Origin of the sequence: Ramlibacter sp. (assembly GCF_050250995.1) — a bacterium.
In the GTDB taxonomy this organism is placed as follows: domain Bacteria; phylum Pseudomonadota; class Gammaproteobacteria; order Burkholderiales; family Burkholderiaceae_C; genus Ramlibacter.
The window spans coordinates 20,328-32,991 of the sequence record NZ_JBFWNP010000024.1; the positions used below are offsets into that span (position 1 = coordinate 20,328).

13 protein-coding genes are annotated in these 12,664 nt (G+C 66.8%); 4 read left to right on the forward strand and 9 right to left on the reverse strand.

The features are described from left to right. Window positions 1-71: 71 nt before the first annotated feature. The 3 genes from AB7E83_RS16020 to AB7E83_RS16030 all read right to left on the reverse strand — a co-directional run bounded on the left by AB7E83_RS16020 (window position 72) and on the right by AB7E83_RS16030 (window position 3,914). Window positions 72-2,105, reverse strand: coding sequence for a TRAP transporter large permease subunit (locus tag AB7E83_RS16020; protein ID WP_428571163.1), 2,034 nt, complete (start codon window positions 2,103-2,105; stop codon window positions 72-74). After that, window positions 2,102-2,719, reverse strand: a complete 618-nt coding sequence (locus AB7E83_RS16025; RefSeq protein WP_428571165.1) for a TRAP transporter small permease subunit — start codon at window positions 2,717-2,719, stop codon at window positions 2,102-2,104. The genes AB7E83_RS16020 and AB7E83_RS16025 overlap by 4 nt, the downstream gene beginning before the upstream one ends. A gap of 73 nt (window positions 2,720-2,792) precedes the next feature. Beyond that, window positions 2,793-3,914, reverse strand: a complete 1,122-nt coding sequence (locus AB7E83_RS16030; RefSeq protein WP_428571167.1) for a TRAP transporter substrate-binding protein — start codon at window positions 3,912-3,914, stop codon at window positions 2,793-2,795. 135 nt (window positions 3,915-4,049) lie between these two features. Here AB7E83_RS16030 and AB7E83_RS16035 point away from each other — a divergent pair, with 135 nt between their 5' ends. The 4 genes from AB7E83_RS16035 to AB7E83_RS16050 are packed head-to-tail and all read left to right on the forward strand — an operon-like array spanning window position 4,050 to window position 7,063. Then, a complete protein-coding gene (locus AB7E83_RS16035; protein WP_428571169.1) occupies window positions 4,050-4,490 on the forward strand; it encodes a rhodanese-like domain-containing protein in 441 nt (146 codons plus the stop codon). A 20-nt stretch (window positions 4,491-4,510) separates the two neighbouring features. Next, entirely contained in the window at window positions 4,511-5,737 is a 1,227-nt protein-coding gene (argJ, locus tag AB7E83_RS16040; RefSeq protein ID WP_428571171.1) for a bifunctional glutamate N-acetyltransferase/amino-acid acetyltransferase ArgJ, read from the forward strand. A gap of 13 nt (window positions 5,738-5,750) precedes the next feature. Further along, entirely contained in the window at window positions 5,751-6,620 is an 870-nt protein-coding gene (locus AB7E83_RS16045) for an ATP-binding protein (RefSeq protein ID WP_428571173.1), read from the forward strand. Then, the gene (locus AB7E83_RS16050; RefSeq protein WP_428571175.1) at window positions 6,617-7,063 is read left to right on the forward strand and encodes an NUDIX domain-containing protein; all 447 of its coding nucleotides are present in this window, start codon (window positions 6,617-6,619) and stop codon (window positions 7,061-7,063) included. The genes AB7E83_RS16045 and AB7E83_RS16050 overlap by 4 nt, the downstream gene beginning before the upstream one ends. Window positions 7,064-7,065: 2 nt before the next feature. Here the strand turns inward: AB7E83_RS16050 and AB7E83_RS16055 are convergent, their stop codons facing one another. From AB7E83_RS16055 to pilB, 6 genes are read right to left on the reverse strand one after another with little or no spacing between them, the layout of a single operon-like run. Beyond that, window positions 7,066-7,257 carry a DNA gyrase inhibitor YacG gene (locus AB7E83_RS16055; RefSeq protein WP_428571177.1) on the reverse strand — a complete coding sequence of 64 codons (192 nt, stop codon included), beginning with the start codon at window positions 7,255-7,257 and terminating at the stop codon, window positions 7,066-7,068. Further along, a complete protein-coding gene (zapD, locus tag AB7E83_RS16060) occupies window positions 7,254-8,006 on the reverse strand; it encodes a cell division protein ZapD (RefSeq protein WP_428571179.1) in 753 nt (250 codons plus the stop codon). The genes AB7E83_RS16055 and zapD overlap by 4 nt, the downstream gene beginning before the upstream one ends. Window positions 8,007-8,016: 10 nt before the next feature. Continuing rightward, the gene (gene coaE, locus AB7E83_RS16065) at window positions 8,017-8,616 is read right to left on the reverse strand and encodes a dephospho-CoA kinase (protein WP_428571181.1); all 600 of its coding nucleotides are present in this window, start codon (window positions 8,614-8,616) and stop codon (window positions 8,017-8,019) included. Between the two features lie 17 nt (window positions 8,617-8,633). Then, window positions 8,634-9,476, reverse strand: a complete 843-nt coding sequence (locus AB7E83_RS16070) for a prepilin peptidase (protein WP_428571183.1) — start codon at window positions 9,474-9,476, stop codon at window positions 8,634-8,636. Next, window positions 9,476-10,687, reverse strand: coding sequence for a type II secretion system F family protein (locus AB7E83_RS16075; protein ID WP_428571185.1), 1,212 nt, complete (start codon window positions 10,685-10,687; stop codon window positions 9,476-9,478). Before AB7E83_RS16075 ends, AB7E83_RS16070 begins: the two co-directional genes overlap by 1 nt. 13 nt (window positions 10,688-10,700) lie before the next feature. Then, window positions 10,701-12,428 carry a type IV-A pilus assembly ATPase PilB gene (pilB, locus tag AB7E83_RS16080; RefSeq protein WP_428571187.1) on the reverse strand — a complete coding sequence of 576 codons (1,728 nt, stop codon included), beginning with the start codon at window positions 12,426-12,428 and terminating at the stop codon, window positions 10,701-10,703. Window positions 12,429-12,664 lie beyond the last annotated feature (236 nt).

A 12,664-nucleotide genomic window follows, 5' to 3' on the forward strand; every position in this document is an offset into this window, starting at 1 on the left:
TTGACGTTTACGTAAACGTCAACTCCGGCGGCCCGACTGGCCCGACTGGCCCGACCGGTGGAAGGCGCGCATCAGCGATACAGCACCTGCGGCAGCCACAGGCCGATCTCCGGGAAGATGTAGAGCATCACGATCGCGATCACCTGGATCCCCATGAAGGGCAGCATGCCCAGGAAGATCTGGTTGAGGGTCACGTGGGGCGGACTCACGCCCTTGAGGTAGAAGGCGGCCATCGCCACCGGCGGCGACAGGAACGCGGTCTGCAGGTTCAGCGCGACGAGCAGCCCGAAGAACAGCGGGTCGACGCCGAAATTGTCGAGCAGCGGAATGAAGATCGGCATGAAGATCACGATGATCTCGGTCCACTCCAGCGGCCAGCCCAGCACGAAGATGATCACCTGCGACAGCACCAGGAACTGCGTCTTGGTGAGGTTCATCGACAGCACCCAGCGCTCGACCAGTTCCTGGCCGCCCAGCAGGGCGAAGGCGGCCGAGAAGATGGCGGAGCCGACGAAGAGCCAGCACACCATCGCCGAGGTCTTGGCGGTGAGGAACACGCTCTCCTTCACCACGCCGAAGGTCAGCTGCCGATAGGCGATGGCCAGGATGAAGCCGCCGAGCGCTCCGACCGCCGCAGCCTCGCTCGGCGTCGCCAGCCCCAGCACGATGGAGCCGAGCACCGAGAGGATGAGCACCATCAGCGGAAAGAAGCTGGTGAGCAGCATCTTGAACACTTCGAGGCGCGTGAAACTCAGCAGCGCGTAGAACGCCGCGAGCATCGTGGCCAGCACGCCCATCGTGATCCACCAGCCGCGCGGCACCGGCAGGCGCTCCTGCGCCGTGGCTGCTCCCGCGGGGCCGGACGCATTGGCGGCGGGCGGAGTGGCGCCGGGCGGCTCCTGCACCCCTGCTGCAGGGGGGGCGGCAGCGGCCGTCGAGGACGCCGCCGCGGCGGCGTCCGCGGGCGGCTCCTTCAAGGCGCTCGCTTCCGCAGGCGGCTCTTTCAACGCGCTGTTGTCGGCGGGCGGCTCGGCCAGCCCGCCCGATGCGGCCGGCGGTTCGGCCAGCCCCCCGCTTGCCGGCGGCTCGGCCAGCCCGCCCGACGACGTGGAGACCGCGGCTCCGCCGCCGAGACGCTCCATCGCCACGGTTTCCACGACCTCGGGCGTCGTCACCGAACGATAGGTCCACAGCGCGAGCAGGACGAACAGCATGAGCGGCATGAAGACGACCACGAGCTGGCGCAGGATGTAGCCGGTCGGCACGTCCCGGTTGCGGCTGCCCTTGAGCGCGCCCAGCAGCACCGGCACGACGTTTTTCGCGTGGGACGGCGCCAGCCGCTCGAGCAGGGGCGGCAGCGGCACGTAGCGGTCCTGCGGCGACAGCGGCGGCGCGACCGAGGGCTTCAGCTTCGCGAGGATGATCACGTAAGCGATGTACAGCCCGGCCAGCATGAGGCCGGGAAAGAACGCGCCCGCGTAGAGCTGAACCACCGACACGCCGGCGGTCGCGCCGTACACGATCAGCAGCACCGACGGCGGGATGAGGATGCCCAGGCAACCGCCGGCCGTGATCGCGCCCGCCGACAGTTGCGTGTTGTAGCCGGCGCGCAGCATCGCGGGCAGCGCGAGCAGCCCCATGAGCGTCACCACCGCGCCGACGATGCCGGTCGCGGTCGCGAACACCGCGCAGGTGACGAGCGTCGCGACCGCGAGCGCGCCGGGCACGCGCGCGAGCGCCAGGTGGATGGAACGGAACAGCTTCTCGATCAGGTTCGCGCGCTCGACGAGGTAGCCCATGAACACGAAGAGCGGAATCGAGATGAGGACGTCGTTGCCCATCACCTTGTACGCGGCCTGCACCATCAGGTCGAGTGTCTTGTGCCAGTCGCGGTCGTACGCGAGCCAGGTGAAGATCATCCCCATGCCCATCAACGTGAAGGCGGTGGGGAAGCCGAGCATGATCGCCACCACCACGAGCGCGAGCATCAGCAGGCCGATGTGGCCGCGCTCGATGGTCTCCACGGAAACGAGCATGTACAGCGCGCCGGCGACGATGAGCGCCATCAGCGAGAAGCCGAACCAGAGTTCCTTGCGGATCGTCATCCCAAGCCTCCCTTTTCGGCGGGCGGGGCCGCGAGGGCGCCCCCGGGCTCGTCGGCATGCACCATCTTCTTGAGCTTGTCGACGTCGACTTCCTCGACGTCCTGCTCACGGGAGGGCCAGGCGCCTTCGCGCAGGCAGATGACGCAGCGGGCGATCTCGACGATTCCCTGCATCAGCAGCATGGCGCCGGCGAAGGGGATCACGAACTTGAAGGGGTAGACGGGCAGGGGCACGGCGTTGAACGTCTGCTCGCGGATCGCGAGCGCTTCGGTGAAGTAGGTCCATCCGGCCCAGGTCATCGCGAGGACGCCGGGCAGGAAGAACACGATGTAGAGGACGAGGTCGAGCGTGGCCTGCGTGCGCGGCCGGAAGAAGCCGTACAGCACGTCGCCGCGCACGTGCCCGTTCTTCGCGAGCGTGTAGGCGCCCGCCATCATGAACAGCACGCCGTACAGCATGATCTGGACATCCAGCATCCATGCGTGCGGCGAGCCGAGCACGTACCGGGAGAACACCTCCCAGGAGATCATGAAGGTCAGGAGGATGATGGACCAGGCGAAAGCCTGCCCGATCCACGTCGACATCCTGTCCACCGCGAGCAGCAGTTTCTGCATCGTTTTCCTTGTAGGAGCGCTGGAGCGAAAAAAGGCGGCCCGACGGCCGCCTTTGCGCCTGCCGGGGCGCGAATCAGCTCTTCTTCGTGGCGAAGTAGCGGTTGTACGCCATCTTGAAGTCGACCATGTAGTCGTTCTGCCACTGGCCGGCGCGCTGCGCGAAGGCCTTCTGGGAGTCGAGCACGCGCTTGAAGAACGGGTTCTCGCCGGCCTTCTTGGCGGTGACCTTGTCCCAGGACTCGAGCTGCGCGCGCAGGATCGAGTCGGGCGTCTTGTAGAAATTCACCTTGTGCTGGGTCTTCAGCTCGATGTAATCCTTCGAGTTGCGGTCGATCGCCTTCCAGCTGAAGTCGGCCGACGCGGCCTGAACCGCGTAGTCGATGATGTTCCTCAGGTCCTGCGGCAGCGCGGCGTACTTCGCGCGGTTGAACAGGATCTCGAACTGCTCGCCCGACTGGTGGAAGCTCTGCAGCATGCAGTTCTTCGCGACGTCGGGAAAGCCCAGCACGCGGTCGGACGACGCGTTGTTGAACTCCGCCGCGTCGATCAGGCCGCGGTCGAGCGCGGGAACGATGTCGCCGCCGGGCAGCGGGTTGACCGCGGCGCCGAGGTCGGTGAACACGTCCACGGCGAGGCCGACGGTGCGGAACTTCAGCCCCTTGATCTGGGAGACGTTCGACACCGGCTTCTTGAACCAGCCGAGGGGCTGCGTCGGCATGGGGCCGTACAGGTACGACACCACGTCCATGTTGATGGACTTGTAGATCTCGTCGAGCAGCGCCTTGCCGCCGCCGTAGTAGTGCCACGACAGCACCATGTTCGGGTCCATGCCGAACGCCGGGCCCGAGCCCCACAGGGCCAGCGCGGAGTTCTTGCCGTAGTGGTACGCCACCACGCCGTGGCCACCGTCGAGCGTGCCCTTGTTGACGGCTTCGAGCAGCTGGAAGGCGGGCACCACGGCGCCGGAGGGCAGCACCTCGATCTTGAGGCGGTTGCCCGCCATGTCGTTCACCTTCTTGGCGAAATCGTTGGCGAACTCGTGGAAGATGTCCTTGGCCGGCCAGGTGCTCTGGAAGCGGAAGCTCGTGGTCGACGGTGCCTGCGCGTAGGCGAGGGGGCCGGTCGCGGCGGCGGCCGTGGCGACGGCGGCGCCCTTGATCAGGCTGCGCCGGCGGGGGGTGGCGGATGCGGTCATTGTTGTCTCCTGGTTGCAGGCTGTTATTGGCGCGCTATCTTTGAAGTTCAGGCCACCGCGCGGCAAGGGTGTTTTCACCCATAACTTAGGTACCCGCGCCGCCGTGCGCCCGGGCGATTTGGCAGAATCGGCGGCATGACATCCGTGCCGCCCCCCGCTTTCGACCGCCTGCAGCCCCAACCCGCGCAGGGCTATGCGGGCGACGTGACGCCCGAACTCGCCTGGTCGTGGGTCGAGGCGGGCGACGCCGTGCTGGTCGACGTCCGCAGCGATGCCGAGCGCGAATGGGTCGGCATCGTGCCGGGCTCCGTCGGCGTCGTATGGAAGCAGTGGCCCGGCATGGCGATGAATCCGTCCTTCGATTCGAACCTGCGCGACGCCGTGCCGCCCGGCAAGAAGGCCGTGCTCCTGTGCCGCAGCGGCGTGCGTTCCATCCCCGCGGCGAAGCGCGCGACGGAGCTGGGCCTGGAGGCGTACAACATCCTCGAGGGCTTCGAGGGCAACGCGGACGAACAAGGCCACCGTGGTGCTCTGGGCGGCTGGCGTTTCCGCGGCCTCCCCTGGCGCCAGAACTGATCCGACAAAGGCTTCCCACCATGGCAGTGAATCTCGCCGCCCCGCAAGCGGGCGACCTCCACGCCGTTCCCGGCGTGCGCATCGGCGTCGCCGAGGCGGGCATCCGCAAGGCGAACCGCAAGGACCTGACGGTCGTGCTGCTCGACGAGGGCGCGTCCGTCGCGGGCGTGTTCACGAAGAACCGTTTCTGCGCGGCGCCCGTGCAGGTGTGCCGCGAGCATCTTGCAAGCGGCGACATCCGCGCGATCGTGGTCAACACCGGCAATGCGAACGCAGGCACGGGCGAGCCCGGGCTCGTGAATGCGCGCCGGACCTGCGTGGCGCTCGCGCGCCACCTGAACATCGCGCCCGAACAGGTGCTGCCGTTTTCCACCGGCGTCATCATGGAGCCGCTGCCGGTCGACCGCATCGAGCAGGGCCTGCCCGCCGCCATCGCCGATGCGCAGCCCGCCCACTGGCTGCGCGCGGCCGAAGGGATCATGACGACGGACACGCTGCCGAAGGCCGTGAGCCGGCAGGTCGTCGTCGATGGCGTGACCATCACCGTCACGGGCATCAGCAAGGGCGCCGGCATGATCCGGCCCAACATGGCGACGATGCTGGGCTTCATGGCGACCGATGCGGTCATCGACGCGAAGCTGATGAACGAACTCGCCTTCGAGCTGGCCGAGGGTTCGTTCAACCGCGTCACGGTCGACGGCGACACGTCGACCAACGATTCCTTCGTCGTGATCGCGACGAACAAGGCGAAGCTCGCGCCCATCGCGTCATGGGACGGCGCGGCGGCGCGCAAGGTCAAGGACACGATGCAGGAGGTCGCACGCCTGCTCGCGCAGGCCATCGTGCGCGACGGCGAAGGCGCGACCAAGTTCATCACCGTGCGGGTGGAAGGCGGCAAGGATGCCGAGGAGTGCCGCAAGGTGGCGTACGCGATCGGCCATTCGCCGCTGGTGAAGACCGCGTTCTTCGCGAGCGACCCGAATCTCGGCCGCATCCTCGCGGCCGTGGGTTATGCGGGTATCGACGACCTCGACCAGACGAAGATCGAACTGCATCTGGACGACGTGCATGTCGCGACGAAGGGCGGACGCCATCCTTCGTACCGCGAGGAAGATGGCCAGCGCGTGATGAAGCAAAGCGAGATCACGGTGCGCGTCGGACTTGGGCGCGGCGACGCCGTCGACCAGATCTGGACCTGCGACTTCAGCCACGACTACGTGACGATCAACGCGGACTACCGCTCCTGAATCCGCATATCCCATGAACGAGAAGTTCGAACAATTGATCGAGCGCGCGGGCGAATTGCTCTCGCGCATCGAATCCATCCTGCCCCAGCCGCTCTCCGCGCCCGACTGGAACGCGTCGGTCGCCTGGCGCTATCGCAAGCGGTCCTCGGGCCACGGTTCGCTGGAGCCGGTGAAGCACGTCGCCGTCATCCGCCTGGGCGACCTGAAGGAGATCGAGCCGCAGAAGGAAAAGATCGAGCGCAACACGCGGCAGTTCGTGGAGGGGCACCCGGCCAACAACGTGCTGCTGACGGGCGCGCGCGGCACCGGCAAGTCGTCGCTGATCAAGGCGTGCCTGAACGAGTACGCGCCGAGGGGCCTGCGCCTGATCGAAGTCGACAAGGCCGACCTCACCGATCTTCCCGACATCGTCGACGTCGTGGCCCCCCGGCCGGAGAAGTTCGTCGTGTTCTGCGACGACCTGAGCTTCGAGGAAGGCGAGCCCGGCTACAAGGCGCTGAAGTCGATCCTCGACGGCTCGGTCTCCGCCGCGTCGCCGAACGTCCTGATCTACGCGACCAGCAACCGCCGCCACCTGCTGCCCGAGTACATGAAGGAGAACCTCACGTACACGCACACCGAGGACGGCGAAGTCCATCCGGGCGAGGTGATCGAGGAGAAGATTTCCCTGTCCGAACGTTTCGGCCTGTGGGTGAGCTTCTACCCTTTCACGCAGGACGAGTACCTGGCCATCGTCGCGCAGTGGCTTTCGCACTTCGGCGTGCCGGCCGATGCGGTCGCGGCCGCGCGCCCGCAGGCGCTCGTGTGGGCGCTCGAGCGGGGTTCGCGCAGCGGACGTGTCGCGTATCAGTTCGCGCGCGACTACGCGGGACAGCACCAGTGAGTGTCCTGATCGCGGACGGAGATAGGCCGCGAGAAGGCGGGATCGATCGCAAGGAAGTCGAAGTCGCGGTCGGCGTGCTGATTCGCGAGGACGGCGCGTTCCTGCTCACGAGCCGTCCGCCGGGCAAGGTCTACGCCGGTTACTGGGAGTTCCCGGGCGGCAAGGTGGAGGCGGGCGAGACGATCGAGGAGGCGTTGCGACGCGAGCTGCAGGAGGAGATCGGCGTCACCATCGGCGCCGTGCATCCCTGGCGCATCGAGCGCGTCGACTATCCACACGCCCTGGTGCGCCTGAACTTCTGCAAGGTCCACGAATGGACCGGCGAGCTGCAGATGCACGAGGGACAGTCGTTCGCGTGGGAGCAGTTGCCGGTGCGGGCCGAGCCCCTTTTGCCGGGGACGATTCCGGTCATTCGCTGGTTCGAAGAGGAACGGCGCGCCTGAGATCAATGTTCCTTCGGATCGCCGAACGGAATGTCGTCCGGCGGCGTCGGGTCGGGCACCGTGAAGCGCTCGCTCGCCCAGTCGCCGAAGTCGATGCTCTTGCAGCGCTCGCTGCAGAACGGCCGGTACGGATTGTCCGGCCCGTAGACACTGTCGCCCCTGCAGGCGGGGCAACGGACGATCCGGGATTTCATGAACAGAGCGTGAGCTCGAACGTCGGGCTGTCCGTGCTCGCGAGCAGCTTTTCGTTGTCCTGCTTCATGAAGCGCACCGACACCATCAGCCGGTTGCCGCTGATCTCGGGCACGAGGCCCAGCGCCGGGTCGATGCGCAGGCGCAGCAGCTGGAAGGTGCGGCCCTGCGGCAGGTTCTGCTGCAGCTGGCCGCCCGTCGCCATCACCTTCTGCGGCGAGCCCGAGTCGCGCAGCATCTTCAGCAGCATGTGGACGGATTCCGCCAGCGGCCCCAGCGTCGACGCCCAGCGCTGCAGGTCCTGCTGCCGCGCGCCGGCGTCCCGGTGCTGCCATGCATAGTAGCCGGGGAGATCGAACTCGCACGTGCCGCCCGGAATGTTGACGCGGCTGCGGATGCTCATGAGCCAGTCGTTTTCGGTCAGCGCGCTGCCTGCCTTGCCGGGCTGCTTGTTCAACGCGCCGAAGCAGCCATCGAGCTGGGCGATCACGCCGTCGAGGACCTTCTCGGAAATCGCGGGGTTGCCGCGATAGCCGTTCAGGACCTGCTTTTGCCGGTCGAGGTCCTTCATCACGTCGGACTTGAGGTCGGCCCGCGCGCCGACGTCCATCACTTCGAAGAGGGTCGCGAGGGCGTAATGGTGGTCGATCGGATGCGTGCGCGGCACCAGCTCGCCGAGCCGCTGGAACAGGTGCTCCAGGCGAAGATACGTGCGGATGCGCTCGTTGAAAGGGTATTCGTAAAGGATCACGCTGGCGCCATCATAGCCCGAAGGACTTCGCGCACTGTGTCACTTCGGCCGTCAACTCGGCGAGCGACAACGCTTCGTTGCAAATGACGGCGTCGGCGGCGGCGAGCCGCAGCGCGCGCGGCGCCTGCGCCGCGATGATCGCGCGCACGGCCTCGGGCGCGAGCGCGCTGCGCGCGACGACGCGCGCGACCTGCGTGTCCTCGCTGCAGTCGATCACCAGCACGCGATGGACGCGCGAGCGCCAGCGGCCGGACTCGACCAGCAGCGGAATGTCGAACACGACGCAGCGCGCGCCGGCGTCCTCCGCGGCCTTCACCAGCCGCTCGGATTCGGCGCCCACGAGGGGATGCACGATCGCCTCGAGCTGCCTGCGCGCCGCCGGGTCCGCGTACACGCGCTCGCGCATGCGGTCGCGGTCGAGCGCGCCGTGCGCATCGACGAAGTCCGGCCCGAAGCGCTGCGCGATGAGGGGAATGGCCGCGCCGCCCGCGGCCGTGGTCGCGCGCGAAATCGCATCGGCATCGATCCCGACCGCGCCCAGCTTCACGAGCTCGTGCAGCACGGTGCTCTTGCCGCTGCCGATCCCGCCGGTGAGGCCGATTCTCAGCATCGTGCGTCGCGCGGCATCTAGAGGCCGATGGCCGAGAGGATGGCCGCGTGGCCGAACACCATCGCCGCGAGTCCGCCCGCCGCGAGGAACGGGCCGAATGGCACGTACTTGCCTTCGCGCAGTCCGGCCATCGCCTTCATCGCCAGGCCGACCACCGCGCCGACGACCGACGCGATGAGGATGATGGGGATCAGCGCCTCCCAGCCGAACCAGGCGCCTAGCGCGGCGAAGAGCTTGAAGTCGCCGTAGCCCATGCCCTCCTTGCCGGTGAGCAGCTTGAACGCCTGATAGATGGTCCACAGCGACATATAGCCCGCCACCGCGCCCCACAGCGCCTCGGGCAACCGCAGCCCCGACCAGCCGAGCGCCGCCGCGATCAGCCCCGCCCACACGAGCGGCAGCGTCATGTCGTCGGGCAGCAGCGTCGTGTCCCAGTCGATCAGGGCGAGTGCCAGGAGCATGGCCGCGAAGCCGGCCCACACCGCGGCCTTGGGCGTGATGCCGTACTTCGCGGCGCACCAGGCGAAGAGCGCGCCGGTGGCCAGCTCGACGACCGGATAGCGCAGGCCGATGGGCGCGGCGCAACTGGAGCACTTGCCGCGCAGCGCGACATAACTCACCACGGGGATGTTCTCGTACCAACGGATCGCATGCCCGCAATGCGGGCAGCGCGAGCGCGGGCGCACGAGATCGAAGCGTTCCTCCTCCTTCGCTGCCACGCCCTGCAGGTCCGCGCACTCGGCGGCCCATTGCCGCTCGAGCATCTTCGGCAGGCGATGGATCACGACGTTGAGGAAGCTGCCCACGAGCAGTCCCAGCACGCCGGCGATCGCGGCGTCGATACTCGGCGAAATCAGCATCAGACGACGGCGCCCAGCTTGAAGATCGGCAGGTACATGGCGATCACGATGCCGCCGATCAGGCCGCCGAGGAACACGATGATGATCGGCTCCATCAGGCTCGAGAGGCCGGCCACCATGTCGTCGACCTCCGACTCGTAGAAGTCGGCCGCCTTGCCCAGCATGTGGTCGATGGAGCCCGACTCCTCGCCGATCGCGCACATCTGCAGCACCATCGAGGGGAACACGTTGGCGTTGGTCATCGCCGCCGTCAGGCTGGTGCCGGTCGACACCTCCTGCTGGATCTTCTCGGTCGCGGCCGTGAAGACCGAGTTGCCCGAGGCGCCACCCACCGAGTCGAGTGCTTCGACGAGCGGGACACCGGCCGCGAACATGGTCGCGAGCGTGCGCGTCCAGCGCGCGATGACGGACTTGTAGACCAGCTGGCCGAACACGGGCATCTTCAGCATGACGCGGTCCATGAACATCTGCACCTTCTCGTTGCGCCGCCAGGCCTGCATGAAGAAGTAGAAACCGCCGCCGATCCCGCCGAAGATGATGTACCAGTACTTGATGAAGATCTCGCTCAGCGCGATGACGAAGAGCGTCGGCGCGGGGAGATCGGCGCCGAAGGAGGTGAACACGTCCTTGAACGCCGGAATGACGAAGATCATGATGACGGACGTCACGACGAACGCGACGACCACGACCGAGATGGGGTACATCAGCGCCGACTTGATCTTGGACTTGATCGCCTCGGTCTTCTCCATGTAGGTGGCCAGCCGGTCCAGCAGGCCTTCCAGGATACCGGCTGCCTCGCCGGCCTCGACCAGGTTGCAGTACAGGTTGTCGAAGTAGAGCGGGTACTTGCGGAATGCGGCCGAGAGGGACGTTCCGGTTTCGACGTCCGTGCGGACGTCATTGAGCAGCTTGGTCACGCTCGCGTTGGCGTTGCCGCGGCCCACGATGTCGAAGGCCTGCAGCAGCGGCACGCCGGCCTTCATCATCGTCGCGAGCTGCCGGGTGAAGATCGCGATGTCCTTCGGCTTGATCTTCTTGCCGCCGCGCATGCGCCGCTTCTTGATCTTGCCGGGCGTCACGCCCTGGCGGCGCAGCGCCGCCATGACCTGGTGCTCGCCGCCCGCGCGCGTCTCGCCCTTGACCTGCTTGCCGTGGCGGTCGCGCCCTTCCCATTCGAAGACGAATTCCTTGGTTGCGGTTCCGGTTGCCATAGCGTCTCTCTATTTATTCGTTGGTGCAGCCCAGCACTTCCTCCAGCGAGGTCACCCCCAGCCGCACCTTGTACAGCCCGGACTTGCGCAGCGAGTTCACGCCTTCGAGCTCGGCCTGCTTGGCGATTTCCAGCGCGCTGCCGTCGGCCAGGATGATGCGCTGGATCGCCTCGGAGATGGGCATCACCTGGTAGATGCCGACGCGGCCCTTATAGCCGTTGTTGCAGGCCGAGCAGCCCACCGGCTTGTACGGCGTCCAGGTGCCGTCGATGTCCTCTTCCTTGAAACCGGCCTCGACCAGCGTTTCGAACGGAATATCGACCGGCTGCTTGCACTGCGGGCACAACCGCCGCGCGAGGCGCTGCGCCGTGATGAGGATGACGCTCGAGGCGATGTTGAACGGCGCGATGCCCATGTTGCGCATGCGCGTGAGCGTGGTCGGCGCGTCGTTGGTGTGCAGCGTCGACAGCACCATGTGGCCGGTCTGCGCGGCCTTGATCGCGATGTCGGCGGTCTCGAGGTCGCGGATTTCGCCCACCATGATCACGTCCGGGTCCTGGCGCAGGAAGGACTTGAGCGCCGCCGCGAAGGTGAGGCCGGCCTTGTCGTTCACGTTGACCTGGTTCACGCCCGGCAGGTTGATTTCGGACGGATCCTCGGCCGTGGAGATGTTCACGCCCGGCTTGTTGAGGATGTTCAGGCAGGTGTAGAGCGACACCGTCTTGCCCGAGCCCGTGGGGCCCGTGACCAGGATCATCCCGTAGGGCCGCACGATGGCGTCCATGAGCCGCTTCTTTTCCTCGGGCTCGTAGCCCAGCGCGTCGATCCCCAGCTTGGCGGACGACGGGTCGAGGATACGGATGACGATCTTCTCGCCGAAGAGCGTGGGCAGGGTGCTGACGCGGAAGTCGATCACGCGGTCGGGGCCCACCTTCAGCTTCATCCGGCCGTCCTGCGGGACGCGCTTCTCGGAGATGTCCATGCGCGAGATCACCTTGATCCGCGATGCGAGCTTGTCCTTGATGGCGATCGGCGGCGAGGCGATCTCGCGCAACTCGCCGTCGATGCGGAACCGTACGCGGTAGGTGTGCTCGTAGGGCTCGAAGTGCAGGTCCGAAGCGCGCATGGAGAACGCGTCGAGCAGCATCTTGTGGAGGAACTTGACGACCGGCGCGTCGTCGACTTCGGAGACCGCCCCCTTGTCGTCGTCGTCGACGACGGCCTGGTCCATCGTCGATTCGTCGAATTCGAAGTCCTCGCCGATGATGCTGTCCATCGCCTGCGTGGCGGTGGTGGCCTGCTGCTCGACCAGCTTGCTGAGCTTGTCGTATTCGGCGATGACCCAGTCCACGCCCAGCTGGGTCGAGAACTTGATCTTCTCGGCGGCCTGCTGGTCGGACGGATCGGCGCAGGCGACGATGAGGCGGTTGTTGCGCTTGGACAGCGCGATCACCCGGTAGTCCTGCGAAATCTTGTTGTCGATCAGGCCCTTGGGCAGGCGGTTGACATCGATGGCGCTCAGGTCGAGCAGGGGCGCGCCGAAGGCGCTCGACATCGTGTGCGCGAGATCGAAGGCCGAGACGGCGCCGCTGCCGGTGAGCTCCGCGAGGAAGCTGGTGCGGCCGGCCTGGGCCTTCTTGTAGATTTCCTCGGCCGATTTCTGGCCGAGCTTGCCGGCCGAGACCAAGGCACGGGCAAGCCCGGGCAGGGCAACTTCAGCGGCGGGATCGACGGCGGCCATGCAGGAAATGTAATGCCAATACGCGGGCGGTCCCGCGGACGGCTGGGTCAGGGGGAATCATCGGGCAAAGCGCTGTGGCTGTAAACGCACGATCCGCACCGGCGGGAGGAGCCGTGGCGGGGCCGCCGTGGCGCCCGAACATTCCTGTTTTTTAGGATGATGACAGCGAGACAATCTGCTTTTCATGGGGCATTGTCGGCGCTACATTCCCCGGATCGCCATCCCTCCTCGACTGA

Excerpts from the sequence above, each read along its gene's own strand:
- AB7E83_RS16030 (WP_428571167.1), bottom strand. The coding sequence starts at position 3,914 with ATGACCGCATCCGCCACCCCCCGCCGGCGCAGCCTGATCAAGGGCGCC.
- AB7E83_RS16055 (WP_428571177.1), bottom strand. The coding sequence starts at position 7,257 with ATGAAATCCCGGATCGTCCGTTGCCCCGCCTGCAGGGGCGACAGTGTC.
- AB7E83_RS16020 (WP_428571163.1), bottom strand. The coding sequence starts at position 2,105 with ATGACGATCCGCAAGGAACTCTGGTTCGGCTTCTCGCTGATGGCGCTC.
- AB7E83_RS16025 (WP_428571165.1), bottom strand. The coding sequence starts at position 2,719 with ATGCAGAAACTGCTGCTCGCGGTGGACAGGATGTCGACGTGGATCGGG.
- AB7E83_RS16075 (WP_428571185.1), bottom strand. The coding sequence starts at position 10,687 with ATGGCAACCGGAACCGCAACCAAGGAATTCGTCTTCGAATGGGAAGGG.
- AB7E83_RS16070 (WP_428571183.1), bottom strand. The coding sequence starts at position 9,476 with ATGCTGATTTCGCCGAGTATCGACGCCGCGATCGCCGGCGTGCTGGGA.
- coaE (WP_428571181.1), bottom strand. The coding sequence starts at position 8,616 with ATGCTGAGAATCGGCCTCACCGGCGGGATCGGCAGCGGCAAGAGCACC.
- AB7E83_RS16045 (WP_428571173.1), top strand. The coding sequence starts at position 5,751 with ATGAACGAGAAGTTCGAACAATTGATCGAGCGCGCGGGCGAATTGCTC.
- AB7E83_RS16035 (WP_428571169.1), top strand. The coding sequence starts at position 4,050 with ATGACATCCGTGCCGCCCCCCGCTTTCGACCGCCTGCAGCCCCAACCC.
- pilB (WP_428571187.1), bottom strand. The coding sequence starts at position 12,428 with ATGGCCGCCGTCGATCCCGCCGCTGAAGTTGCCCTGCCCGGGCTTGCC.
- argJ (WP_428571171.1), top strand. The coding sequence starts at position 4,511 with ATGGCAGTGAATCTCGCCGCCCCGCAAGCGGGCGACCTCCACGCCGTT.